The 23,201-nt window shown below is 59.0% G+C and carries 24 protein-coding genes; 8 read left to right on the plus strand and 16 right to left on the minus strand.

Annotation, left to right across the window (positions count from 1 at the left end):
- A partial coding sequence (locus tag U9R81_RS00315) for a PASTA domain-containing protein (RefSeq protein ID WP_322493556.1) occupies positions 1 to 912 on the plus strand: 912 nt, incomplete at its 5' end.
- A gap of 109 nt (positions 913 to 1,021) precedes the next feature.
- Here the strand turns inward: U9R81_RS00315 and U9R81_RS00320 are convergent.
- The 5 genes from U9R81_RS00320 to rdgB form a co-directional block, all read right to left on the minus strand.
- On the minus strand, positions 1,022 to 1,219 hold the full coding sequence (locus U9R81_RS00320; RefSeq protein ID WP_322493557.1) for a hypothetical protein: 198 nt from the start codon (positions 1,217 to 1,219) through the stop codon (positions 1,022 to 1,024).
- Between the two features lie 131 nt (positions 1,220 to 1,350).
- Positions 1,351 to 2,058, minus strand: coding sequence for an ABC transporter ATP-binding protein (locus U9R81_RS00325; RefSeq protein ID WP_066788281.1), 708 nt, complete (start codon positions 2,056 to 2,058; stop codon positions 1,351 to 1,353).
- Between the two features lie 262 nt (positions 2,059 to 2,320).
- Entirely contained in the window at positions 2,321 to 3,241 is a 921-nt protein-coding gene (locus tag U9R81_RS00330) for a branched-chain amino acid transaminase (RefSeq protein ID WP_322493558.1), read from the minus strand.
- Between the two features lie 28 nt (positions 3,242 to 3,269).
- Positions 3,270 to 4,103: an MBL fold metallo-hydrolase gene (locus U9R81_RS00335; RefSeq protein ID WP_322493559.1), complete on the minus strand. Its 834-nt coding sequence runs from the start codon at positions 4,101 to 4,103 to the stop codon at positions 3,270 to 3,272.
- Between the two features lie 84 nt (positions 4,104 to 4,187).
- On the minus strand, positions 4,188 to 4,787 hold the full coding sequence (gene rdgB, locus U9R81_RS00340; RefSeq protein ID WP_322493560.1) for an RdgB/HAM1 family non-canonical purine NTP pyrophosphatase: 600 nt from the start codon (positions 4,785 to 4,787) through the stop codon (positions 4,188 to 4,190).
- 228 nt (positions 4,788 to 5,015) lie between these two features.
- On the opposite strand from rdgB, the gene U9R81_RS00345 reads away from it, so the two are divergent.
- The 3 genes from U9R81_RS00345 to U9R81_RS00355 are packed head-to-tail and all read left to right on the plus strand — an operon-like array spanning position 5,016 to position 7,758.
- On the plus strand, positions 5,016 to 5,969 hold the full coding sequence (locus U9R81_RS00345) for a decaprenyl-phosphate phosphoribosyltransferase (RefSeq protein ID WP_322493561.1): 954 nt from the start codon (positions 5,016 to 5,018) through the stop codon (positions 5,967 to 5,969).
- Between the two features lie 5 nt (positions 5,970 to 5,974).
- Positions 5,975 to 6,781, plus strand: coding sequence for an isopentenyl phosphate kinase (locus U9R81_RS00350; RefSeq protein ID WP_322493562.1), 807 nt, complete (start codon positions 5,975 to 5,977; stop codon positions 6,779 to 6,781).
- Positions 6,778 to 7,758, plus strand: a complete 981-nt coding sequence (locus U9R81_RS00355) for a stage II sporulation protein M (RefSeq protein ID WP_322493563.1) — start codon at positions 6,778 to 6,780, stop codon at positions 7,756 to 7,758. The genes U9R81_RS00350 and U9R81_RS00355 overlap by 4 nt, the downstream gene beginning before the upstream one ends.
- A gap of 11 nt (positions 7,759 to 7,769) precedes the next feature.
- On the opposite strand, the gene U9R81_RS00360 is transcribed toward U9R81_RS00355, so the two are convergent.
- From U9R81_RS00360 to U9R81_RS00395, 8 genes are all read right to left on the minus strand, one after another.
- The gene (locus U9R81_RS00360; protein WP_322493564.1) at positions 7,770 to 9,737 is read right to left on the minus strand and encodes a glycosyltransferase family 39 protein; all 1,968 of its coding nucleotides are present in this window, start codon (positions 9,735 to 9,737) and stop codon (positions 7,770 to 7,772) included.
- Between the two features lie 207 nt (positions 9,738 to 9,944).
- Positions 9,945 to 10,298 (minus strand): DUF192 domain-containing protein, encoded by a 354-nt coding sequence (locus U9R81_RS00365; protein WP_322493565.1) that lies wholly within the window; start codon positions 10,296 to 10,298, stop codon positions 9,945 to 9,947.
- Positions 10,299 to 10,308: 10 nt separating this feature from the next.
- Positions 10,309 to 11,232: a type II secretion system F family protein gene (locus U9R81_RS00370; RefSeq protein ID WP_322493566.1), complete on the minus strand. Its 924-nt coding sequence runs from the start codon at positions 11,230 to 11,232 to the stop codon at positions 10,309 to 10,311.
- 9 nt (positions 11,233 to 11,241) lie between these two features.
- Positions 11,242 to 12,240 carry a type II secretion system F family protein gene (locus U9R81_RS00375; RefSeq protein ID WP_322493567.1) on the minus strand — a complete coding sequence of 333 codons (999 nt, stop codon included), beginning with the start codon at positions 12,238 to 12,240 and terminating at the stop codon, positions 11,242 to 11,244.
- Between the two features lie 42 nt (positions 12,241 to 12,282).
- A complete protein-coding gene (locus tag U9R81_RS00380) occupies positions 12,283 to 13,677 on the minus strand; it encodes a CpaF family protein (protein ID WP_322493568.1) in 1,395 nt (464 codons plus the stop codon).
- Positions 13,678 to 13,728: 51 nt separating this feature from the next.
- On the minus strand, positions 13,729 to 14,982 hold the full coding sequence (locus tag U9R81_RS00385) for an AAA family ATPase (RefSeq protein WP_322493569.1): 1,254 nt from the start codon (positions 14,980 to 14,982) through the stop codon (positions 13,729 to 13,731).
- A 124-nt stretch (positions 14,983 to 15,106) separates the two neighbouring features.
- The gene (gene cpaB / locus U9R81_RS00390; protein WP_322493570.1) at positions 15,107 to 16,150 is read right to left on the minus strand and encodes a Flp pilus assembly protein CpaB; all 1,044 of its coding nucleotides are present in this window, start codon (positions 16,148 to 16,150) and stop codon (positions 15,107 to 15,109) included.
- A gap of 148 nt (positions 16,151 to 16,298) precedes the next feature.
- Positions 16,299 to 17,183 carry an alpha/beta hydrolase gene (locus tag U9R81_RS00395; protein WP_322493571.1) on the minus strand — a complete coding sequence of 295 codons (885 nt, stop codon included), beginning with the start codon at positions 17,181 to 17,183 and terminating at the stop codon, positions 16,299 to 16,301.
- Between the two features lie 114 nt (positions 17,184 to 17,297).
- Here U9R81_RS00395 and U9R81_RS00400 point away from each other — a divergent pair, with 114 nt between their 5' ends.
- The 4 genes from U9R81_RS00400 to U9R81_RS00415 all read left to right on the plus strand — a co-directional run bounded on the left by U9R81_RS00400 (position 17,298) and on the right by U9R81_RS00415 (position 21,321).
- Entirely contained in the window at positions 17,298 to 17,954 is a 657-nt protein-coding gene (locus U9R81_RS00400) for a uracil-DNA glycosylase (protein ID WP_322493572.1), read from the plus strand.
- A 418-nt stretch (positions 17,955 to 18,372) separates the two neighbouring features.
- The gene (locus U9R81_RS00405; RefSeq protein WP_322493573.1) at positions 18,373 to 20,124 is read left to right on the plus strand and encodes an alpha-amylase family glycosyl hydrolase; all 1,752 of its coding nucleotides are present in this window, start codon (positions 18,373 to 18,375) and stop codon (positions 20,122 to 20,124) included.
- Positions 20,124 to 20,900, plus strand: coding sequence for a HipA family kinase (locus tag U9R81_RS00410; RefSeq protein ID WP_322493574.1), 777 nt, complete (start codon positions 20,124 to 20,126; stop codon positions 20,898 to 20,900). Before U9R81_RS00405 ends, U9R81_RS00410 begins: the two co-directional genes overlap by 1 nt.
- Complete coding sequence (locus U9R81_RS00415; protein WP_322493575.1) at positions 20,881 to 21,321, plus strand: DUF3037 domain-containing protein; 441 nt, start codon at positions 20,881 to 20,883, stop codon at positions 21,319 to 21,321. Before U9R81_RS00410 ends, U9R81_RS00415 begins: the two co-directional genes overlap by 20 nt.
- A 31-nt stretch (positions 21,322 to 21,352) precedes the next feature.
- Here U9R81_RS00415 and U9R81_RS00420 read toward each other — a convergent pair whose 3' ends face one another.
- From U9R81_RS00420 to U9R81_RS00430, 3 genes are all read right to left on the minus strand, one after another.
- Complete coding sequence (locus U9R81_RS00420; RefSeq protein WP_066788340.1) at positions 21,353 to 21,724, minus strand: roadblock/LC7 domain-containing protein; 372 nt, start codon at positions 21,722 to 21,724, stop codon at positions 21,353 to 21,355.
- A gap of 464 nt (positions 21,725 to 22,188) precedes the next feature.
- Positions 22,189 to 22,806, minus strand: a complete 618-nt coding sequence (recR, locus tag U9R81_RS00425) for a recombination mediator RecR (RefSeq protein WP_066788345.1) — start codon at positions 22,804 to 22,806, stop codon at positions 22,189 to 22,191.
- 17 nt (positions 22,807 to 22,823) lie between these two features.
- On the minus strand, positions 22,824 to 23,126 hold the full coding sequence (locus U9R81_RS00430) for a YbaB/EbfC family nucleoid-associated protein (RefSeq protein WP_066788348.1): 303 nt from the start codon (positions 23,124 to 23,126) through the stop codon (positions 22,824 to 22,826).
- Positions 23,127 to 23,201 lie beyond the last annotated feature (75 nt).

Genomic DNA, 23,201 nt, shown 5'->3' on the forward strand with positions numbered 1-23,201 from the left:
CCCGCTCAAGTCACAGCGAGCCGTCCGGCGGCAATTCCGAGCCCGCGCCCAACCGCTGCCCGCGCCCCGCGGCAAGAAGGCTTGGGGTGCGGCGTCTTTCTAGTCGGAATGCTCACGCTGGCCGGCGTACTGGCGGTCGTTTTTGTCATCAGCAGCGGGATGCTGAACAATCTTTTCGGCAATCCCTCACGGCAACCAACCACCCAACCGCCCAGTGGCCAAAGCACTGAGGTCGTGCCATCGCCGACCGTGGTGGCAACCGTCACCGTGCCCGAACTCGTGGGCCGCAGCGACGGCGAAGCGCGCACGTTGTTGCAGCAAAATAAGCTTGTTCCCGTGCCCAGTAGCGAGCATAACCGCACCGTGCCGCAGGGAATCGTCATCACGCAGGCCATCCCGCCCGGCACGATCGTCGAAGAGAACAGCCCGGTCTCGTATACCGTCAGCCTAGGGCCATTATTGGTGGAAGTGCCGAATGTCACTGGCACACGCCAAGATATTGCCCGCAATCAACTGGCTGCCGCCGGTCTGGCGGTGAATGTGGTGGAAGAGCAGAGCCAGCGGGTTGATGAAGGTTTTGTGATCCGCCAGTCGCCAAGCGCAACTCTGCGCATTCCGCAGGGCGATACGGTGACGATTTACGTCAGTCTGGGCGATGTCGTGCGCTTTCCTGACGTGATTGGACGCAGCCGCGCCGAAGCCGAAGCCATCTTAGCCAATACGCCGGGATTAACGCTCGTGTTTGTTGATGTGCAGGGCCGTGACCGGTTGCCTAATTTCGACCGCTACGCGCCCAACGAAGTAGTCAGCGCTGCGCGGGTCGTCGGCAACAATCAGGTGATCGGGATCAATAACGGCGATTACATCCCCCGTGGCAGCAGCATCGTGATAGGCGTGCGCGCCGAAGAGTAGGGTCATAGCGCTGCTCTGCCGCTACTCTTCGGCAACAACCTCATCCAAAAAACAACAACGCGGGTGGCGCCATTGCCACCCGCAATCATTGAACGCTGGAACGCGCCGTTTAGGCGTGATCAGCGGTCGGTGCGTATTGGGAATGCAACCGCTCGGCTTCGGCCAGCAATCGCTGGCGCTCGCTAACGCTCAGCGCCCGATCGGCAAAGCGGCGCCACTCTTCGTTCGTGGCCCACGCCCACTGGCCGGCAGCGGTCTTAATCCAGCGCGGCGCCTTGGGGGTTGCATGGTGATTGGTTTGCATCATGCTTCGTCTACCTCCTCATCAATCAAATAAGACACAACTCCACTATCTTATAGATGCCAGTCACAAGTCAAGTGTAACAACTTGTTCTTGCGACCGGCTGAATAAAGCGTCACTCGCGACTAACAACCTGCTCATCGCGTTGCCAGCACGGTCTCTTCGCTGATCCGGCCATTGCGCAATTGGAACACCCGATCGGCAACACCAATCATCTCGCGGCTATGCGTCACCATCAACAGCGTTTTGCCCACCTGCCGGGTGAGCCGGTCAAGCAGATCAAGCACCTGCGCGCCGGTATCACTATCAAGATTGCCGGTCGGCTCATCGGCCAATACGAGATCAGGGTTATGCACGAGCGCGCGGGCAATCGCGACCCGCTGCTGTTCGCCGCCGCTGAGGCGATCAGGATAGGTGTTGGCGCGATCGGCTAACCCCACCGCCGCCAGCATCTCTAACGCCATTGCGCGCGCCGCCGGCCCGCGCTGGCCGTTTAACTCGAGCGGCAAGAGTACATTTTCCAGCGCCGTCAACGTTGGCGCAAGGTTATAGAACTGGAACACGAAACCAATTGAGCGACGCCGGAACAGGGTGCGTTCCCGTTCGCTCAGTTGGTCAAGCCGCTGGCCAGCCACCCAGATCGCGCCCGAACTCGGCGTGTCAATCCCGCTGACCAGATTAAGCAGCGTGCTCTTGCCGCTCCCGCTTTTGCCAAGCAATACCACAAATTCGCCGGCAGCCACAGTGATCGTAATATCGTGCAACACGGTACGCTGTTGATCACCCTCAAGGTATGATTTCGTGACCTGCTCGCACCGGATGACAGTTTTGTCAAGCATTTGCATTACCTATCGCAACGTTTTGCACAAATATATTAGCATTATACGGCATGTTGTCCAGAACATGCAACGCATTGTGTCATAGAACTGCACTGGCTTAAAGATGAAGTGCGGCAAGGGGGACTGCCGCACTCCATAGTGCGAATGGCAACCGTATTGCGTAATAACGCTGCACTGGCTTAAGGATGAAGTGCGGCAGGGGGACTGCCGCACTCCACCGGGGGGCGGGACGAGAAACGATACGCTGCCGGCGCCAACGCGATTCATCCTAGGCGTATTCCAGCCAGCCGTAGCGATCGGGCCGCTCGCCTTGCACAATGCCAAAGAAGGCCTCTTGCACAGCAGCCGTGATCGGGCCGCGGCGACCGGAGCCCACCGGGATGCGATCTACCGAGCGGATCGGCGTTACCTCGGCAGCAGTGCCGGTAAAGAATAGTTCATCGGCAATATAGAGCATCTCGCGCGGCAAGATCTGCTCGCGCACCTCGACCCCCATCTCGCGCAGGAGGGTCATCACCGTATCGCGGGTAATCCCACTGAGGATCGAGGACGTCAATGGCGGCGTGTACACCACTCCATTGCGCACCAAAAACAGGTTTTCGCCGCTGCCTTCGCTCACGTGACCATCGGCGTCGAGGGCAATGCCTTCGGCATAGCCATTTGCCAGCGCCTCCATCTTGATCAACTGCGAGTTCATGTAATTGCCGCCCGCTTTGGCCAACGCCGGCATCGTATTCGGCGCAAAGCGATTCCACGACGAAACGCACACATCAACCCCTTGCTCCATCGCTTCAGCGCCAAGATACTTGCCCCATTCGATGGTGGCAATCGCCACTTCGACCGGGTTATTCTGCGGGTTGACGCCAATTTCGCCGTAGCCGCGGAAGACGACCGGCCTAATGTAGCCGGCACGCAGCCGGTTGGCGCGCACCGTTTCTTTGACCGCCGCCACCAATTGATCGAGGGTGTAGGGGATGGTGGTGCGATAAATCTTAGCCGAGTCGATCAACCGTTGTATGTGCGGGGTCAAGCGAAAGATCGCCGGGCCTTGCGGCTTCTCATAACAGCGGATGCCCTCGAAGAAGCTGGTACCATAATGAACGACGTGCGACATCACATGGATTGTCGCTTTATCCCATTCCACCAACTCACCGTTGAACCAGATGTAATCCATTTTTTGGATCGGCATTGATCATCTCCTTTGCTGATAGTAAAGCTCATGATTCATCAAATGCAAACAGATGCGGTTGCTGCCATCGTTCACTGGCGCGCCAGATCGGGATGCCGCCCGCGATCGGCTGCGCGTGTGCCGGCAGAGGATATAAGTGCGGGATCCGTTGTACGCCAGCCTGCCGTAACACCCGCCCAACCCCGGCTACCGCTACCGGTGGCGTGTTGGCATGGCGCGAGAGGTGGGCTAGCCAGACAGCGCTCGGCGCACCATTCGCAACAATCTGGGCCAGCAACTGGCCGCATTGCGTGTTATCGAGATGGCCGCGCGGCCCGCTGATTCGCCGGCGTACCGCCGGCGGATACGGCGCAGACGGCAATAACTCGCGGTCATGGTTCGCTTCAATCACAATCAGATCCGCCGCGCTGAGCGCGGCTACTATTGTCGCATCCCAACTGCCCAAATCAACGGCCACCGCAACCGTCACGCCCGCCGCCTGTACGCGATACCCAACCGGATCGGCAGCATCGTGCGGCACGCGAAAACTCTCGACGCTAAATGCGCCGATCGCGCCCCGTTCACCAACGGGCAAAGCCGCGACCGGTGCCGTCGCCGTTTCACCGAGCGCCGCCAACGTCGGCGCATTGGTCACCACCGGAACGCCGTACCGGCGCGCGAACGCTAGTGCGCTCAGGGTATGATCGTCGTGCTCGTGGGTCAGCAGCACCGCTCGCACCTGTGCGGGAGCAACGCCGCGCTCGGCAAGCAATCGTTCGAGTGAGCGCAGCGAGATGCCGGCATCGATCAGCAACGCCTCATCTCCCGCCTGCACCAGCAGCGCATTGCCGGCGCTGCCTGAAGCTAACGACGCAACCAACACACGATCCTCCAACTAGCTTGCCCAACCCTGTACGCCAGCAATATTGCCCTCATCCTTCATTCCGCTACGCCGAGAAAGGTCGTGCTATGGTGATGTATGCAGCCAGCGCGCCAACACCTCGCGCGCGGCCCGCGCCGCTTGCGCCCGATGGCTGATCTGATTCTTGCGCTCGGCACTCAGCTCGGCCAGCGTCGCATCTTCATCGAGCACGTAGAAGAGCGGGTCATAGCCAAACCCGCCGCTGCCGCGCGGGGCAAACTCGATCACACCGGGCAACGTGCCTTCAACCAGCTCGGCCGGACGATTGGGATGGGCGAGCGCAATCACGCACACAAAGCGAGCCAGCCGTTGATGCCACGGCACATCGCGCATCTGGTCAAGCAGATACTGCAACTGCGCCGGGCCGGTCACGCCGCCATACCGGGCCGAATGCACCCCCGGCGCGCCACCGAGCGCCGCTACTTCTAAACCGCTATCGTCGGCCAAGGTTGGCAACCCGCTGAGCGCGCAGTACCCTTCGGCCTTCAGCCGCGCATTCTCGGCAAAGGTTTGCCCCGTCTCCTCCACCACCGTTGTAATGCCGAGATCGGCCAATGAATAGAGGCGCAGGTTGAGATCGGCGAAGATGGCGGCAAATTCGCGCAATTTGCCCGGATTGTGGGTGGCGATAAGCAATTCGTGCATAACGTTGTTCGTCGGGATGGCCACGCTAAAGCTGGCAGTCATTGTACACGAATGTAGAGGCGCGGGCAACCAAGGCGGGGGGCAGGCAATAGGGAACAGGGAGATAGGGAGAAAGCACTTTAACGTGCTGAACTAACTATCACGATACTTCCTCATGCGTTGACGATTGTTGCCTTTGTCGAGTACAATCAAGACAAGTTAATCGTACCAAGGCATTAACAGGCAAGCATGAACAATCTCTCCGGAACCCAATCCATCGAACGCACTGCGCCGCTCAGCATCCGTTCATTGCATGCACTCGTGCGCACGATGCGCCCGCGACAATGGATCAAGAATGTGTTCGTCTTTGCCGCGATCGCCTTTTCTGAAGGGCGTCTCTGGTATAATCAACCGCTTGAGCTCCTGCGCGTGATCGGGGCGTTTGTCGCATTTAGTATGGCGGCTAGCGCCATCTATCTGATCAATGATCTGGTTGATATTGAGAAAGATCGGGCACATCCGAAAAAACGCCATCGCCCATTAGCGGCTGGGTTACTTAGCCCCGCTGTCGCAGCCGTAACTGCAGCAATATTGATTGTTTCAGTCTTTCCGTTTGCGGTCTGGCTTGATGGCGATCTCGATTTTGCGCTCGTGCTGGCCCTCTACGTGGTGGTGCAGGGTTTCCTCTACAGCTATTGGCTCAAGAATGTCGTGATTTTCGATATTCTCATCATTGCCGCCGGTTTTATCTTGCGCGCCGTGGCCGGCGCGGCGGTGATCGATATTGTGATTACGCCGTGGCTGATCGTCTGTATGGGATTGTTGGCGCTCTTCCTTGGCATCGGCAAGCGCCGCCACGAGTTGAAACTGCTTGAAGACGGGGCCGGCAACCACCGGCGCATCCTCGAAGAGTACTCGATCCCCTTGCTCGATCAGATGCAGGCGATCGTTACCGCCAGCATCGTGATGGCGTACAGCATGACGGCCTTCTCGGCGCCAGTTGCGCCCCAAGAGCCGTTTCCAATGCTGATGATCACCATCCCGTTTGTAGTCTATGCCATTTTCCGCTATCTGTACCTGATCTATCAACGCGATGGCGGCGGCGCACCCGAAGAATTGGTGTTGCAAGATCTCCCGCTGGCGCTGAGCATTATCTTGTGGGGTCTCACCGTTTTAGGTGTTTTGATCATCTTTCCGTCGTAACTGCCGTGTATACCTTCGTCAAATTTGGCGGTTCGGTCATTACCGATAAGACTGGGCGTGAAGCGGCTGATGTGCCCGTGATCGAGGCGCTGGCCGGCGCCGTGGCGGCGGCGCGCACTGCCGATCCATCACTGGCGTTAGTGCTTGGCCATGGCAGCGGCTCGTTTGGCCATCATTACGCGGCGCGCTACGGCGTTCATCGCGGAATACCGCTCGACGCTGACCATACCGGCTTTGCCCTCACTGCTGCCGCAGCGCTACGTCTCAACCGGATCGTGGTTGACGCCTTGCTCGCCGCTGGCGTGCCGGCGGTCAGCTTGCAACCGTCGGCTTCGCTATGCAGCACCAATGGCCAGATTACCGATTGGGAAACTACGCCGATCAGTGAGGCGCTCAAGCGCCGGTTGGCGCCGGTGATCCACGGCGATGTCGCCTTTGATACGGCTCAAGGCACCGCAATCATCTCTACCGAAGCGCTGCTGAGCTTTCTGGCGCTCCGCAGTCCGCTGCAACCGCGCCGGATCGTGCTGGTCGGCGAGGCGGCGGTCTACACCGCCGATCCGCACCGTGACCCGTCGGCCCAGCCAATTCCATTGATCAATCGCGCCAATATTGGGCAGGTATTGGCCGGCGCCGGCGAATCGCGCGCCGCTGATGTCACCGGCGGTATGCGGAGCAAGCTTGAATTGATGTGGCGCTTGGTCGAGACCGTGCCCGGCCTCGAAGTCTACCTCATCGGGCCGCAACCCACCTTGTTGACCGCGGCATTGCTTGGCCAACCGCTCGCCAATGGCACATGTATCCGGCAATGACCACGCCTGAACACCAGATTCGCCAGCGCCATAAGGTATGGCAACGCCTTGAGGAGCTGATCACCCGCGCAAACGGCGGGATCGGCCAATTACCGGCGGATGAATTGCGCGAGCTGGGCCAACTGTACCGGCAAGTCTGCACCGATCTCGCCATTGCCCGCCGCGATTATCCCGATCATACCCTTACCAACTACCTCAACCAGCTCGTGACGCGCGCTCACGGAGTGATCTATCGCTACAGCGCCGCCGAACCCAATCGGGTGGTCACCTTCTTCCGCTATACCTTGCCGCACACTTTCCGCGCCACGTGGCCGATGACGTTGACCGCGGCGCTGGTGTTTCTGTTGCCGGCGATCGCCTCGTTTATTGCCGCCTTCCGCGATCCCGCCTTGGGTGAAACCTTCGTGCCCGGGGTTGATTTCATCGTCAATCAGATTCGCAACGGCGAAGAGTGGTGGTTGCGGATCAATGAAGGCCCCGCCGCCGCTTCAGCCGAGATTATGACCAACAATATCACGGTGGCGATCAGAGCGTTTGCCGGCGGGGTCACGTTAGGGTTGTACACCCTCTACGTGTTGCTCGTAAACGGCTTGCTATTGGGTACGGTTGCCGGCATTGCCCAACGCTTCGATTTTGCGAGCAACCTCTGGGGCTTTGTCGCCGCGCATGCCACGCTCGAATTCAGCGCCATTTTTATCGCCGGCGGCGCCGGTCTGCAACTCGGTTGGGCGATCCTCCGGCCCGACACGCTAAGCCGGCGCGGCGCCTTAGTCGTAGCTGCCCGGCGCGCCGTGGTGTTGCTGATCGGTTGCGCTTTGATCTTGGTCGTCGCCGGTTTGATCGAAGCCTTTATTTCACCCACCACCCTCCCACTGGCTCTGAAACTGTTCGTCTCGATCAGTTCAGGCGTCCTCCTCTACGCATACCTGCTGCTCAGCGGGCAAGATAAGGAACAGAGCAGCAATGCGCCAAGATGAGCGGGTACCCGTCATTCACCACCTCCGGCCGGTCGCCGCACCAGCCGGATCGACTCCACGATTACTGTTCCGCCATCACCGGCGCTGACCGGATCGAAGCGCAACCCGCCCACTAGCTCAAGCCGATCGGCCAAGGCGGTGACATCCAACCGGTAGGTAGTCACCGTCGCCCCCTGCGTTAAGGTAAAGCGGAGCGAATACGCTTCGCTGGTCTGGCCGGCTGGATCGAGCAGAAAGAGTTGGGCATCGCGCGCAGTGGTTGTCGCCGCCAAGCGCACCTCGATCGCCGCCACATCAGCCAGCGAGAACAGCAACGGCGGACTGATCAGCACCGGATCGAAGGCCGGCGTCACTTGCCAACCGGCAGCCGTCATGGCTTCAGCCACCACTCCGGCAGCGCGCCAACCCCAACGTCCAGCGCGAAAATCCCAGCCATCCGTCCACAATAACGCATTCGCGCGCGGGATCATGCGATACGACGGCAGATCATCAGCCAATGCCACCGGTCGCAACTTGGCTTGGAAGGGGGCGTAACAGGCCGCCACCTGCTCAACGGTCAAGCCAAACCGCTCAGCCGGGGTCGGCGGTTGGCCGGGTGGAGCAGGCACCGGTCGCTGCGCTTCATCGGCAATCAGCACTGCATAGCCGCTCGCCAAGGCGGTCTCGATCCGTTGTTGGATGAGGGCGCAAGCCGCCGGCCAATCACCGCCGCTCGCCGTCATTGCCTGATTAAGGCCATAGACGGTATCGCGCCCCCAGTAATGCGGTAGATAAAGTTCGAGCACACCATCGGGCACAATGATCAGATCGCCGGGTTGGCTCAACTCAGCAAGCGCCGTGGCAATCCGGCGTTGCAGATCGCGGTTGGCATCACCCCGTTCCACAATCGCCGGCAGATTGAGCACCAGCAGCGCTACTGCCAGAACAACCCCGGTTCCACCTGCCACCCCTGCCCGCCACCGATCGAGCGGGTGGCGCGTAGCCAACGCTGCGCTGAACAGCACCGCCAGCGGCGGCAGGCTAGCGATCCAGAACTCGATATTATCCGGTTCCCACCAAAGGAAGAACAGGCCATACACGAGCAGCCAGCTCAGCAATCCGGCCAGCAACGAGCGCGGCAAGCGGGCAATCCCACGCCACCCAGCCAGCAGCAGCGCGCATGCCAGCACACCGACAATCGCGCCGCTGTTCATGGCCAGCGTTTCACTCCAACCCTTGCCCAAACCGGCCAACTTCGCGCCATCAATCGCGCCCCCCCAAAACCCGGTGCGGGCATAACCGGTCAACCATGCCCATACCTCATCCCAACGGCGCATCCCGCTCACGCCAAGCGCCACCCACAGGTACGCGCCACTCACGATGCACCCCAGCGGCAGCAGATAGGCCATTGCCAAGCGCAGGCGGTCACGATGATTGCTCACTGCCAACCCAAGCGTCACCAGCGCCGGAACCGCTAATAAAGCATTGGTTTGGTGGCCCAGCACCGCCACCCCGTGCGTTACCCCCAGCCAAAAGGCCATCTGCCAGCGTGGCCAGCGCGCAATGGCAGCCAGCAGCCACAGCGCAGCGATCAGGGCAACCGCGGCAAGGGTGTAGACCTCTACCTCAATGGCATAGTACCAATAGGCATAACTCCAGCCAACGCTCAGCGCCGCCGCCAGCGCAGCAATAGGCGAGCCAGTCACCGCGCGCCCAAGTAAAAAGAGCAACGCCACACCGAGCGCGCCGGCGAGGGCATTCACTGCTTGCAGCCACAGCTCGGCGCTGCCCTGCCAACCGAAGCTGGTCGCCAGCCACCGGATCAACGCCCCCAGCGGGCCATAGAGGAGGTGATGGGGATGAAACAACTCTGGCCATGGCTTACGATCCACATCAAGAACATACGAGAGGGCATCATACGTATGCACCTTGGTGAATGTGAGCAGATAGAGGGCGACAAAAACAACGCCGAGCAACGGCGCCAGCCAGCGCGAATACATCTGGGAATAGTTCATTGTTTAGATGAGCTAACTTCGCTATCCCGGCAACCTCTCATCACGGGTAAAGCTGCAATGTGAGATATGCAGAGTGCGGCAGTGATACTGCCGCACTCCATAAACGAGAGAGGCCAATCTCAACGAAATCATGCTTCCCACAACAGAACTGTCTTCTGCGTGGCCAATTGATACCGTGAATCAGCCGAATCTTTACTCTGCCGGCTGCACCACAATCTGATCACCGATGGCGGTTTGGGTGGCCGCAATCACCCCTGCCGGCAGCTCAAGCACATAGCGCGCGCGCTGGTTTCCAGCGTAGAGCCGCCATGGCGGCAACGACGGATAGAGCGCCACGACCTGCCCCTGTCTATCGACGAAAATAGCATCGATCGGAAACCGCATAAAGAGCATGTGAATACTACTGCATGGTTCGATCAACAAACCACTGTCTGCCGGCAATGACGATCGTCCTAACAAGCCACGACCCCGACGTAAAAAGGTGCGCGCCACCTCGCATCGCCGAGCGAGGATAGCGCCACGAGTTTGGTTAACGACTTGCACCATCACTGCCTACTTATCCGCCCATAGCTCCTAACGCGCTCATAATCCGCGGCACTGCCGGGCCAAGGATAACCACGAACAAAGCGGGGAAGATCAGGAAGACCATCGGGATCAGCATCTTCACTGGCGCCTTTTGGGCTGCCTCTTCCGCGCGTTGGCGCCGGCGTACACGCAACTGATCAGACTGGATGCGGAGAATCTTCGACATTGACACACCTAACTGATCAGCCTGTATCACCGCGGAAACGAAGGTTTGCACATCATCGACGCCGGTGCGAGCGGCCAGATCGCGCAGGGCCTCGCGACGGGTGCGGCCAAGGCGAATATCTTGCAACACGCGCTGGAATTCCCGTGACAATTCATTATCCCACTTCTGCGCGACCCGCTGCAAGGCCAAATCAAATGCCAACCCCGCTTCAACGCTGATACATAGCAGATCAAGCGCATCGGGCAGCGCCTTCAGAATATTCTTCTTACGCTCTTTGATCTTCCGATCGAGCCAAATCCCGGGCAACGTATACCCAATCATCGCTGCGATCAGCGTCCCCATCAAGGCTTGCATAAACGGCAGGCGGCCAATCACCAACAACCCCATCACCATCATCAACACAATTGCCAGCGCCATGCGCAAGCCAATGAACATATTGGGCGAGATATTGCCGGGATTGCCGGCCAATTGCAGGTTCGTCTTCAACCGTTCCTGATTCTGCTTGAGGCCAAAGCGGCCTAGCGTATTCAGCAGAGCGCGAAACATCGGGACGAGCACCCGTTCGCGAAACGGCTGCTGCAACTCTAGTTCTTCGAGCGACAGCGACACATCAGTATACTGATCGAGACGTTCGCTGATCGCCCGTGATTGATTCATCTGGCGAACCGCAACGATGATCAGCGCAGCTCCGACCGCTACGATTCCGGCGATAATCAAGATATCGATCATAGCTGCACCTCACACTTCGATATCGATAATTTTCTGGATCGCAAAATAGCCCATTGCGATCATCACCAACGACGTCACTGGCATGCAACACCACGCCTCCGGCGGCATGCCAAACGTGAACAGGGGGGCCATATAATCAGGATTAACGACCGTAATAAACGTCGCCAAGGCGATCGGCAGGCCAGTAATAATCCACGACGAAATCCGGCCTTGCGCAGTGAGGGTAGATATTTCACCCTTAATACGCACCCGTTCACGAATAGTATGACCGATCGTATCAAGGACTTGAGCGAGATTACCGCCCACCTCCATCTGAATGCTAACGGCGGTAATCAAGAGATCGAGGTCATCAGAGGGAACGCGCCGGAGCAGGTTTTGCAATGCCTCTTCGGTCGAGCGACCGAGACCAACTTCTTGCACCACTCGGCGAAACTCGGTCGAAGCGGGGGCGGGCGCCTCACGCGAGACCATATCAAGCGTCTGCAAAAAGCTGTAGCCGCCGCGCAGCGCATTTGCCATCATTGTGATGACATCACCCAACTGGTTATTAAACGCCTTGACCCGTTGTTTGGCGCGAAAACTCACATACATATTAGGCAGAAACGAAAACACAATCGCGCCAACCAGTGCGGCAGCCACTTGAGCGCGCACATCAGCCCGCCCCAAGATCATGCCAAACACCACGCCGAGCAGGGCAGCACCCAATTTCAGGCCCATAAACTCGGCCACAGTGAGTTTCAGATCGGCCCGCGCCAACTCATTCTTGATCGAGCTACCCTGCTTACTCCGTGAAACAACGGCATCAATCCGCTCGATCGCTTGGCGCGTAACAGGCTCATTAGGCCGTTCTTGCGCTTTACCGCCGGCATACGTCTCAAGGCGCTGGGCCACATCAACCGTGGCTGACGGTCGCATCAGCGCCACCACCACGGCCAGCAGCACGATCAGCAAGAGACCTAATACGCCTAACGTGACCGGCATCATCTCTGGTGATAACAAGACATCCATAGGATCGACGCCTCCCTCTAGCGCCGGAGGTAGACGGGATGCTTAGAAGCTGAATCGCTCCGACGAACCAAAGATGGTTGGCGGCAAGAAGATATTGAGCGCCTCGAATTTCTCGAGGAATCGCGGTCGCACCCCAGTGGGGCGCAATTGGCCCACAATCTTGCCCTTCTCATCAATACCGGTCTGCTCAAAGACGAAAATATCCTGCAAGACGACCACATCGCCTTCCATACCCGAAACTTCAGTGATTTGGGTCACCTTGCGCGAACCATCTTTGAGCCGTGACTGTTGGACGAAGACGTGAATAGCGGAAGCGATCTGCTCACGGATAGCGCGCGCGGGCAGATCCATGCCTGCCATCAAACACATAGTTTCAATACGGCTGATGGCATCACGCGGCGTATTGGCGTGGATCGTCGTCATCGAGCCATCGTGGCCGGTATTCATCGCCTGCAACATATCGAGCGTCTCGCCGCCGCGGCACTCGCCGACGATAATCCGTTCGGGGCGCATACGGAGACAGTTAATCACCAGATCGCGGATCGTGACCTCACCCTTGCCTTCAACGTTTGGCGGGCGTGACTCAAGCGTTACGACGTGATCTTGGCGCAGTTGCAACTCAGCCGCGTTTTCGACGGTAATAATCCGCTCATCTTCCGGGATGAACGACGATAGCACATTCAGCAACGTCGTCTTGCCTGAACCGGTACCGCCGGCCACCACAATATTCAGCCGCGCCTTGACACATGCCGCCAGAAAATCGGCCATATCTTGCGACATCGAGCCAAAGCGCACCAAATCTTGCACCGTCAGCTTATCTTTACGGAACTTGCGGATGGTGATGGTTGGCCCATTCAGCGCCAAGGGGCGGATCACCACATTCACGCGCGACCCATCTTTGAGGCGGGCATCGACCATCGGCGACGACTCATCAACGCGCCGGCCCAGTGGCGCCACGATCCGATCGATAATCCGCATCACGTGGTCATCATCGGCGAAGGTGATATCGGTCTTGATCAACTTGCCCTTCTTTTCGATATAGACCTGTTTCGGGCCGTTGACCATAATCTCACTGACATCTTCATCGGCCAGCAACGGCTCGATCGGCCCCAAGCCGATAATATCAGCCGCAATGCTCTCAAACAGACGCTGGCGCTCGGCGCGCGACAACACGATGCTCTCGCTATCGAGAATCGCGTTAAAGATCTCTTCGACCTGCTTGCGCACCTTGGCCGGATTGTTGAGATCCAGTTGCGGATTCAACTCGTTGATAAGACGATCCTGTACGCGGGAACGCAATTCACGGAACGTCTCATCCGTGCTGGGTGCACCAACTGCCGTCAACCGGCCGGTTGTTTCAGGCCGGATCGGCGCACGCGACGCCGCCGGTTCGACCGGTGTAGGGACGTTCCCACCAATTCGCTTCAGCAACGACATCGCGCTCACCTCCCTGATCGGTACCGCAACCACCGCGGTCAATACCACACACTAGCGACGGGGGATCAGACTGCCGAACAAACTGCGCGACTTTGCGCCACTCTCGGCTGTCGCCTCTTTGCCCGCTTTTGCAACCAATTCCCGCGCCAGATTCATAATATCCTTCGCCACTTGATGGTTAGGTTTCGCCATCACTAATGGCGCTCCCTGATTGATCGCCAACGTCATATCCTGCGCTGCATCGCCAATCTGCAACACCAACTTGCGTTGCAGGTGTTTTTCTAGCTCATCAGCGCGAATCCCGGTACGATTGGTCGCCTTATTCAAGACCAACATCACCTTCTCAGCAGGGTAACTTAGCAGATCAGCCACTTCAAGAAAGAGCTTGACATTGCGGATGCAGTGCATCTCGAGCGTCATCAAGGTCACAATGCGCTGGGCCATATCGAGCGCAGCCAGCGAGCGATCTTGAAACGAGGCTGGCGTATCCACCACCACGTAATCATACTCTTGCCGCAACACCTCAAGAATGGCGCGGATATGATCAGCCGTCACCATTTCGCCGCGTTGCGGATCGGGCGGGGCCAGCAGCACCTTCACTTGGGTGGGATGAGTTGCCATCACATCGTTGAGCAGATCGCGATCAAGCCCTTCGATCCGGGCCGCGACATCAACGATCGTCTTATCGGCGCGCAGATTAAGAATCACGCTCAGATCGCCAAAGATCACATTCCCGTCAACGAGGGCAACCTTCTTGTTCGTTTGCTGCCGGATCGCGATCGCCAAATTAGCGGCAATCGACGAAACACCCACTCCCCCTTTCGGGCTAAACACGGCAAAGATCTGGCCCTCGACCGAAGGTTTGCTGGCAGTTGCTGCGCCAGCCGCTGCGCCACCGGCAGCCATCACCACCGGACGCATCGCCGCCAGTTTGGCAACATGCCGGATGGAACGGTAGAGGTCATCAGCGCTAATCGGCTTGATCAGAAACTCGCGCGCACCGGCCAACATCGCCCGCCGGATATAATCCGTCTCGCCCTGCACACTCATAATGATGACTTGAATACCCGGATCTTGGGTCAGAATCGCTTCAGTGGCAGCGATCCCATCCATATCGGGCATATTGATATCCATCAAAATGACCTGCGGACGGTACTGGCGAGCGAAAGCAATCGCCTCGCGCCCATTGCTCGCTTTCGCAACAACTTCGATATCTTTTTCGAAGAAGAGCAACTTCTCGAGCTGATCGCGGGTGTCGATGACATCATCGACGATCATAACTCGAATCTTGTCGGCTTCACTCATGCCTTAGCTCCTCAGATCTCGTACTATGGGCAGTTGCAACGGACGCGCACGCTCACGCATAGATCTACGATAGACCATCATGCATGTTATCATTGTACTCCAGAGCCGGCACTTATGGAATAGCTCATGGGCGCGGAGTTGGCGTTGGTTGCGGCGTAAAGACTTCGGCTTCACCGTAGACGCGAGGCGGCAGCGGCTGCGGCAACGGCAAGCCAAAATCGCGCAGCAACAGATCGAGCGTCACGCCGCTCGTCGTCTCAATCGCCGCATCTCCGCTGCCACGGAGGGCTAACACAATCCGCGCACCGGCCTGAGCGGCGAACTCGAGCAGCTCGATCTCTTGATTCGTCAAGGCCAGCACCACCACCCAATTCCCTTCCGTCAAAATATTCGCGCTCGTAGTAGTAGCGCCATCCGGCTGGTTAATCGGCTGCCCGGATGCATCAACCGCCGGGGTTCCGGCTGTTGTGGATTGGGATTGAGGGGTTGTTCCCGTCGTATCTGGAGGCGCTTCAGGCGCCGGACGCAAAATCTGCAACACTTGGGCGCGCTGAATGATAGTCTTGGTAGTAAAGAAGGTCTGCGATTCGGCGTACTCGTAGGGGCGCACCACCCGGTCAACCTCATTGACCGTGATCACCTGCTCGGACGCGCTGGGGCGGATAATCTGGCGCTCGACCGCAAAAGTCGCGATCACGTCAACGAAATCGTTGATCGCCACTTGATCGGCCACACCTGACAAACTATCCACTAAGACGGGATATGCCTTCACCCGCGCTTGGCCGGGTTCGGCGGTCGGGATCCGTTGCGCAAGACCGGGGTCACGTATATCATCGCGCTGGATCGATTGGCCCGCCATAACCGGATTGATCAGCAACTTGCCGATGACATCATTAATGTTGCTAAATTCGTTCTTTTCGTCAAATTCGGTGACGGGCACTTCCACCACATCGAGCAGCGTCGGATCGTTGATCACGGTATTGGCGTCAAGATCCACTAGCGCCCGCACCACGCGTACCTGCGGCACCGTCGTTGGCGTCGGCGGAATTTCCGGGGTTGTCGAGGTCGTCGTCTGTCCCGCACCGCTGCGCAAGAGCAAGAAAGCCGCCAACCCACCAATAATGACGATGAGACCGATGAGTAGAAACAGTAATGCGCCACGCTGCATAGAAGGCAACCTTCCTGTTCAGAGCGAAGCCGGCCAGCTTCGCGCATTGCCTTGCCCATTATAGCATACGCTGGCAAGAGGGAACAGGAAGTTTACGCCTTTTATACAGCGCAGTAGTCTTTACACTTTATCATTGCCACTGTAAATACTACGACGAACAATCGTTTTCTCCGTCGAGAAAGCGCGCAATTGCGTGATAGCAAGCCGCTGGCGCTTCAACCATCGGCACATGACCGCAATCAGGAATGAAATAAACCTTTGCATCCGGCAAGTAACGGCTGAGCGCTTTGACGTTGACGGGCGGAAAGACCGGATCATGGCGCCCGCTGATCAATAACACCGGCGGCAATGGCCGTTGCACGGCGCGCTTGAGCTGGGGATGGCCCATGATCGCCGCCGCTTCTAGAGCGACCAGCGGATCCATCGCAACGAGATCGGCAATGCCCTGCATTAATAATGAGCTATCGATCGGGCGACGCACCATCGGGCGGGCCAGCAGTTCAGGCGTGGGAGGCATCGTCCACCATGCCTGCCGCCACTGCTGGGTCACACCCCACCATGGCCGCCACCAGATCAGCCACGGTCGCCAATACGCCGCCGCTACTTGCCATTGCGCTCCAGCGATCGTGACCAGATTATCCTCGTAGAGATTGGCGCTGAAACCAAAGCTCATCAGCCCTAAGCGCTCGACCCGTTCGCAAGCGAGGTCGGCAACGGCTAACGCAATCGCCGCGCCAAGGGAATGGCCCACCAGCGCAAACCGGTCAATATCGAGCGCATCGGCAACCGCCAGCACCGCGCGCGCAGACGATGCCAGCGTCACCGGCTCGATCGGCACTGGCGAAGCTCCACAACCGGGCAGATCGATGGCAATCAACCGCCGGTTGGGCAAAAAAGCCGGTGCAGCCTGCCAATAGCGGCTCGAACCGCCCCATCCATGCAAAAAAATCAGGGGGCGTCCCTGACCAGAAACCCGAAACGCGACCGGACCAAGCGGACTTTCAATTTCCCAGAGAGTCGGCGACGTTGACATGACAAACCTCCTCTATTCGCTGGATCCACTATAATCCCAAGCAGTTACAGAATGTTGTCAACTGATGCAATTGCGGCTGACAAATCTGTCAAACGTGTGATGAGGGAGGGGTGAGTGGCGAGTGAGATCATTGCAGCATTGATCGCAGATCTCGCGTCGCTGCCAGCGCCGGCCCATACAGTCAATATGTATGCATGGGAGGCGGACGACGGCGAGCACCGGCGCGGCAATGCCATCCGGCGTGAGAATCTGGCCTTGGCGCTGCAACTAGCGTATGAACGCGGCCCTGATCTGGTGCTGATCGGCGAAGCTCCCGGCTACAACGGCGCGCGCCGCACCGGCGTGCCGTTTACCAGTGAACAGATGTTGTTGGCAGGGGTCGATCCTCCCGGCCAGTTTGGCGCGGCGCGCGGGTTCCGGCTGGCAACGAATGATGGGCGGATCTCGCGCGAGCAGACGGCGACCATCGTGTATCGCGAATTGGCGGCGCTGAACCGGTTTGCAGTGGGATGGAACGCCTTCCCGCTGCACCCGCACCAACCCGGCCAGCCGCAGAGCAACCGCACGCCACGCCAGAGCGAGCTGGCGCTCGGTTTGCCGTTGTTGGCCCGCGCCTGTGCGCTCTTTGCCGGCTGCCCAGTGGTGGCGATGGGGCGGATCGCCAGCCAAGCGCTGGCCCAGCTCGGCATTGCGCATCATGCCGTGCGCCATCCGGCCCAAGGCGGCGCGCGCCAATTTGCTGAGGGGTTGCGGCGGGTCTTGCAAACATAAGACGCAAAGTAGGCAAAGACGCAAAGGGGCAAACGCAAAGGCGCCAAGGACGCCAAGAGCGCAAAGATTTTTAACGCAAAGGCGCCAAGGACGCAGAGGGCGCAGTAGAGCCGGACGGCTGTCCGGCTTCGTAAGGACGCAGCGGGCGCAAAGGACTCTAACGCAATGGCGCCAAACCCGCAGAGGGCGCAAAGATTTTGGAATGTACGTTGAAAGGCTACTTGGGCAGCGAACCAGAATGTTGTACGCCTTCATAGCTTGGCTTGAAACGCCTCGGCGTTCAGATTGCTTTGCGTCTTGGCACACCTGCGCGCCTTGGCGTTCAGATTCTCTGCGCCTTTGCCCCCTTCGCGTCGCTGCGTTGCAGATTTGCTATAATGCAGGCAGATGTAATTACTTGACTACGAAATGGTTTCTTATGCACCGATTATCCCTGCTCTTGCTAGCGGCAATGCTTTTGGCAGCGTGCGGCCTGCCGGCGGCTACGCCACCCACCCCCGCCGAACCGCCCACTTCCGCCGCCACCCCAACTAATACTCGCCCGCCGACGCCAACCCGTGACCCACGGTTGCCGACCTTGCCGCCCCGCATCACCCCCGGCCCTACCGCGACGCCGTTCCCGCTCGCAGCCGGCTGGTGGGACGGCGCGGTCTGCTATGAAATTTTTGTGCGCTCGTTTTACGATAGCAATGGCGATGGGATCGGCGATCTCAACGGGATTATCGCCAAGCTGGATTATCTGAACGATGGCGACCCAACGACTACAACCGATCTCGGCGTCAACTGTATCTGGCTGATGCCAGTGGCCGAGGCGGCCAGTTATCACGGTTACGATACGATTGATTACTACACCGTCGAAAAAGACTACGGCGCCAACGACGATTTTAAGCGGCTGGTCGCCGAAGCAGATAAACGCGGGATCAAGATCATCATCGATCTGGTGCTGAATCACACCAGTACCCAGCATCCATGGTTCCAAGCGGCGTTGCGCGACCCCAATTCGCCCTACCGCGACTGGTACCTCTGGTCGGCGATTGACCCCGGTTTTCGCGGCCCATTCGGCAACAACGTTGTCTGGCATAAATCGCCGGTGCGCGACGAATATTACTACGGCGTCTTTTGGGGCGGGATGCCTGATCTCAACTTCCGCAATCCGGCGGTGACGGCGGAAGCCTACAAGATCGCCCGTTTTTGGGTGGAAGAGATGGGCGTGGCCGGCTTCCGGCTCGACGCGATCAAGCATTTGATCGAGTATTACACGCTGCAAGAAGACACTGCCGAGACGTTTGAATGGCTGCGCGAGTTTCGCCGCTTCCTTGAGCGCGAGCTGCCGGGCACCTTTACGGTCGGCGAAGTCTACAACGGCAACCCGCGCACCTTAGCGCCGTATTACCCCGACCAGCTCGACTACTATTTCGAATTTGAAGTCGCTAAGCAGATTGTCGGCGCGGCCAATACCGGGTTGGCGCGGCTGTTGATGCAAGCCACCCAAGATGCCTACACTAAACTGCCGTACCAGCGGTGGGCACCGTTTTTGACCAATCACGACCAAAATCGGGTAATGTCAGTGCTCGGCAACGACTTTACCAAAGCGAAGCTGGCGGCGCTGGCACTGTTGACCATGCCGGGATTGCCGTTCATCTATTATGGGGAAGAGATTGGCATGCTCGGCGTCAAACCCGATGAGCGCATCCGCACGCCGATGCAATGGACGAAAGAGGAGTTTGGCGGCTTCACCAGCGGCTTCCCGTGGCAAATGCCGCAGCTCGATTACCCAGCGAAAAATGTGATGCTGCAAGACGAAGACCCGGATTCGCTGCTCAATACGTACCGGCAACTCATCCACTTGCACATCAACACACCGGCGCTAGCGACCGGCGACTTTATCCCGTTGCAGGCCAAAGGCGACGACATTGCCGCCTACATCCGGCGCAGCGGCGATGATATAGTAGTGGTGATCATCAATTTCGACGCCGTCCCGACTGAACCGTTTACGCTCTCGTTGAGCGGGAGCGATTTGCCGGACGGAACGTACCAGCTTGTGCCACTGTACGGTACGCCGCCGGCCCTGCCGGCGCCGCTGACCATCAGCAACGGCGCGATCGTCGAATACCAACCGTTCACCGAAATCCCGGCCCAGACGGGCTATATCTTGAAGGTGGAGCGTTAATGTTACGGAGAGTGACTGCCACCCGTTATGTGGCGCCGCTGCGCGAAGGCGGCTCGCTGCCGGCGATTGTCGAAGCTGACGATGACGGCCTGTACGTGGTCAAGTTTCGCGGCGCAGGGCAGGGGCCAAAGGTGCTGGTCGCCGAGCTGATTTGCGGCGAGCTGGCCCGCGCGCTCGGCTTGCCGGCGCCGGAATTGGTGCTGATTGAGGTTGATCCGGCGTTGGGACGCAACGAACCAGACGACGAAATACAGGATTTGGTGACGGCCAGCGCCGGGTTGAATCTGGCGGTGGACTTCTTGCCCGGCGCGCTGGCGTTTGATCCGATCGGGATTCGCAGCCTCAACCGCGAATTAGCTTCGTTAATCGTCTGGTTCGACGCCTTTATCACCAATGTTGATCGAACTCCGCGCAACACCAATTTGCTCTGGTGGCACCGGCGGCTGTTTCTGATCGATCACGGCGCGGCGCTGTACATGCATTACACGTGGCACGACTATCAAAGCCGGGCCAGAATGCCGTTCAGCCAGATCCGCGAGCATGTGCTGTTGCCGGTGGCAACCGAACTAGCGACGGTTGACGAGACGCTGGCGCGGCAGATTACCCGCGACCTGCTGTGGGAGATTGTAGTGAAGGTGCCAGATGAATGGCTGGCCGATCTGCGCTTCCCCTCAGTTGAAGCGCATCGGGCAGCGTATGTCGAATACCTCAGTCTGCGGCTGGCAGCGCCGCGCGCATTCGTACAGGAGGCTATCGATGCCCGCGAGCGCCTTTGAGTATGCTCTGTTGCGGCTGGTGCCGCGCGTCGAGCGGGGCGAACAGATCAACATCGGGGTGGTGCTGCTCTGCCGGCAACAACGCTTTCTCGGCGTGCGCACGCAACTCGACGAGGGAAGAATTGCCGCGCTCTGGCCCGATCTCGATCTTGAGCCGGTGCGCGAACAATTAGCCGCCTTTGAGTTAGTCTGCGCCGGTGGCAGAGCGGCGGGGCCGATTGGGGAATTGCCGATCTACGAGCGATTTCGTTGGCTCACGGCGACGCGCAGCACCATTATCCAGCCTTCAGCGGTGCATTGCGGATTGTGCGAGCAAGCACCGGCGACGCTTGAGCACATTTTTGCCGAAATGGTGCTCGTGCCGGGCGAGGTGATTGCGTCGCATAATCGCAAAGAGACGCAAAAAGAGATTGGCAACTAGGCGAGAAGCAATGGGTGCGCGAGCGATCGGCTTACAACTCGGCGCGCACCCGTTCAACCATAGCTTGAAGCGCAAACCGGGCCTTGCCCAGATTAGCAATCTCGCTGAGCACACCGAGCACCCCGTAATAGCCGGGCATGATCTGGGTCGCCAGCATCAACAGCGCATCGGTTTCGATCACCAGATCGCGTACATAACCGGCGCCGATCCGGTCAGCCGCCGCGGTCGCCCGCGAGGTCAGTTCAGCCAATTCGAGTTCGGCCAACTCGATATCGAGATCAAGTTCAACGGCGGCGGGGTGATAGGCCATCGCCACACTGAGGCCGTCGGTGCCGACAATGCCGGCAAACTGGGCGCCTTTGACGCTGGCGATCGTTTCGTTGAGGATCGTGGTGACGTTCATAACAGTGTGATTGGGTTATTGCGAAGCAATTGCATAGAGCAGTTGTTTCATCTTGTAGGCTAACGCTGCGAGTGACTTCATCCGCTATCGCGGGGGATTGCTTCGCCGCGCGGGGGCAAAGCAGCGCTCTGCCCCTACGCGCGGCTCGCAATGACATTAGGTCACCGGTTATCATGGCGAGGGGGCGCAACCCCACTCACCACTTGTTATTGCGAGGGGGCGCAACCCCCGAAGCAATCTCCTCCTTTAGCGCGAGCAACGGCTGTCTACCTACGGCCCAACCGGTAGCACGAACGGTTGCAACCCTCGCAGCCGGCTCCCCCTTGCGCACCACCAATCCCGACCAGCGCATACCTCCCGTACACGCGGGGGATTGCTTCGCCGCGCGGGGGCAGAGCAGCGCTCTGCCCCTAGGCGCGGCTCGCAACGACATTGTTTGGTGCTCGGCCACACCCCGATGGCCCCTACAACTCTCGCCGGCCTTCCAACGCCGAACCAAGCGTTTCAGGATCGGCCCATTCGAGATCGCCGCCGGTGGGCAGGCCACGAGCCGGGCGCGTGACTCGCACGCCGAGCGGGGCCAGATCGCGCAACAGCAAAAAGGCGGTCGCTTCACCCTCGGTATTAGGATTGGTAGCGAGAATCACCTCATTGACCGGCTCGCTGCGCACACGAGCCAACAACTCATCAATTTTGAGATCCTCACGGTAGATGCCCTCAAGCGGAGCGATATGGCCGTGCAAGACGTGGTACAAACCGCGATACGCGCCGGTGCGCTCGATCGCCAGCACATCAAGCGGCTCTTCGACCACGCAAATCTTGGTCTGATCGCGGCTAGGATCGCGGCAGATCGGGCACAACTCGCCGACGGTGATATTGAAGCAGCGCCGGCAATACCCTACCTGCTCTTTGACATCGAGAATGGCCTGCGCCAACGCTTGGGCCTGCTTCGGCTCAGCGCGGAGCAGGAAGAAGGTCAAGCGCGAGGCAGTCTTGGGGCCGATGCCGGGCAGCTTGGCAAACTCCTCGATCAAGCGGGCCACTGGCGCAGCGATCAATGTTTGTTCTGGGTGAACGGCCATACCTTCCCCGCAGCGGCTTAGAACAGCCCCTTCAGCCCGCCGGTGAGCGGCTGCATCCGCTCTTCGGCCAACTGCTGGGCTTTGCGCGAAGCATCATTAATGGCAACGAGCAACAGGTCTTGCAGCATATCCACATCATTCGGATCAACCACCTCCGGCGCAATCGTGATGGACTGCACCTCGCGGTGGCCATTCATCTTGACCGTAATCGCGCCGCCGCCGGCAGTGCCCTCCACAATCGTGGCGGCCAATTCTTCCTGCACCTTCTGCATCTGGCGCTGCATCTGCTGGGCCATCTGCATCAGTTGGCGTTGATTCATGGAATCTGCTCCTTTCACGCACTGGTAAAGAGGTTTAAATTTAGCTTTGGCGTGCGGCAGTCAAACTGCCGCACG

Origin of the sequence: Chloroflexus sp. (assembly GCF_034435895.1) — a bacterium.
Classification (GTDB): Bacteria; Chloroflexota; Chloroflexia; order Chloroflexales; family Chloroflexaceae; genus Chloroflexus.

Bases quoted from the DNA above. Each gene is read 5' to 3' on its own strand.
- U9R81_RS00320 (WP_322493557.1), bottom strand. From the start codon at position 1,219: ATGATGCAAACCAATCACCATGCAACCCCCAAGGCGCCGCGCTGGATT.
- U9R81_RS00325 (WP_066788281.1), bottom strand. From the start codon at position 2,058: ATGCAAATGCTTGACAAAACTGTCATCCGGTGCGAGCAGGTCACGAAA.
- U9R81_RS00330 (WP_322493558.1), bottom strand. From the start codon at position 3,241: ATGCCGATCCAAAAAATGGATTACATCTGGTTCAACGGTGAGTTGGTG.
- rdgB (WP_322493560.1), bottom strand. From the start codon at position 4,787: ATGCACGAATTGCTTATCGCCACCCACAATCCGGGCAAATTGCGCGAA.
- U9R81_RS00345 (WP_322493561.1), top strand. From the start codon at position 5,016: ATGAACAATCTCTCCGGAACCCAATCCATCGAACGCACTGCGCCGCTC.
- U9R81_RS00355 (WP_322493563.1), top strand. From the start codon at position 6,778: ATGACCACGCCTGAACACCAGATTCGCCAGCGCCATAAGGTATGGCAA.
- U9R81_RS00360 (WP_322493564.1), bottom strand. From the start codon at position 9,737: ATGTATTCGCGCTGGCTGGCGCCGTTGCTCGGCGTTGTTTTTGTCGCC.
- U9R81_RS00365 (WP_322493565.1), bottom strand. From the start codon at position 10,298: ATGGTGCAAGTCGTTAACCAAACTCGTGGCGCTATCCTCGCTCGGCGA.
- U9R81_RS00370 (WP_322493566.1), bottom strand. From the start codon at position 11,232: ATGATCGATATCTTGATTATCGCCGGAATCGTAGCGGTCGGAGCTGCG.
- U9R81_RS00375 (WP_322493567.1), bottom strand. From the start codon at position 12,240: ATGGATGTCTTGTTATCACCAGAGATGATGCCGGTCACGTTAGGCGTA.
- U9R81_RS00380 (WP_322493568.1), bottom strand. From the start codon at position 13,677: ATGTCGTTGCTGAAGCGAATTGGTGGGAACGTCCCTACACCGGTCGAA.
- U9R81_RS00385 (WP_322493569.1), bottom strand. From the start codon at position 14,982: ATGAGTGAAGCCGACAAGATTCGAGTTATGATCGTCGATGATGTCATC.
- cpaB (WP_322493570.1), bottom strand. From the start codon at position 16,150: ATGCAGCGTGGCGCATTACTGTTTCTACTCATCGGTCTCATCGTCATT.
- U9R81_RS00395 (WP_322493571.1), bottom strand. From the start codon at position 17,183: ATGTCAACGTCGCCGACTCTCTGGGAAATTGAAAGTCCGCTTGGTCCG.
- U9R81_RS00405 (WP_322493573.1), top strand. From the start codon at position 18,373: ATGCACCGATTATCCCTGCTCTTGCTAGCGGCAATGCTTTTGGCAGCG.
- U9R81_RS00410 (WP_322493574.1), top strand. From the start codon at position 20,124: ATGTTACGGAGAGTGACTGCCACCCGTTATGTGGCGCCGCTGCGCGAA.
- U9R81_RS00415 (WP_322493575.1), top strand. From the start codon at position 20,881: ATGCCCGCGAGCGCCTTTGAGTATGCTCTGTTGCGGCTGGTGCCGCGC.
- U9R81_RS00420 (WP_066788340.1), bottom strand. From the start codon at position 21,724: ATGAACGTCACCACGATCCTCAACGAAACGATCGCCAGCGTCAAAGGC.
- recR (WP_066788345.1), bottom strand. From the start codon at position 22,806: ATGGCCGTTCACCCAGAACAAACATTGATCGCTGCGCCAGTGGCCCGC.
- U9R81_RS00430 (WP_066788348.1), bottom strand. From the start codon at position 23,126: ATGAATCAACGCCAACTGATGCAGATGGCCCAGCAGATGCAGCGCCAG.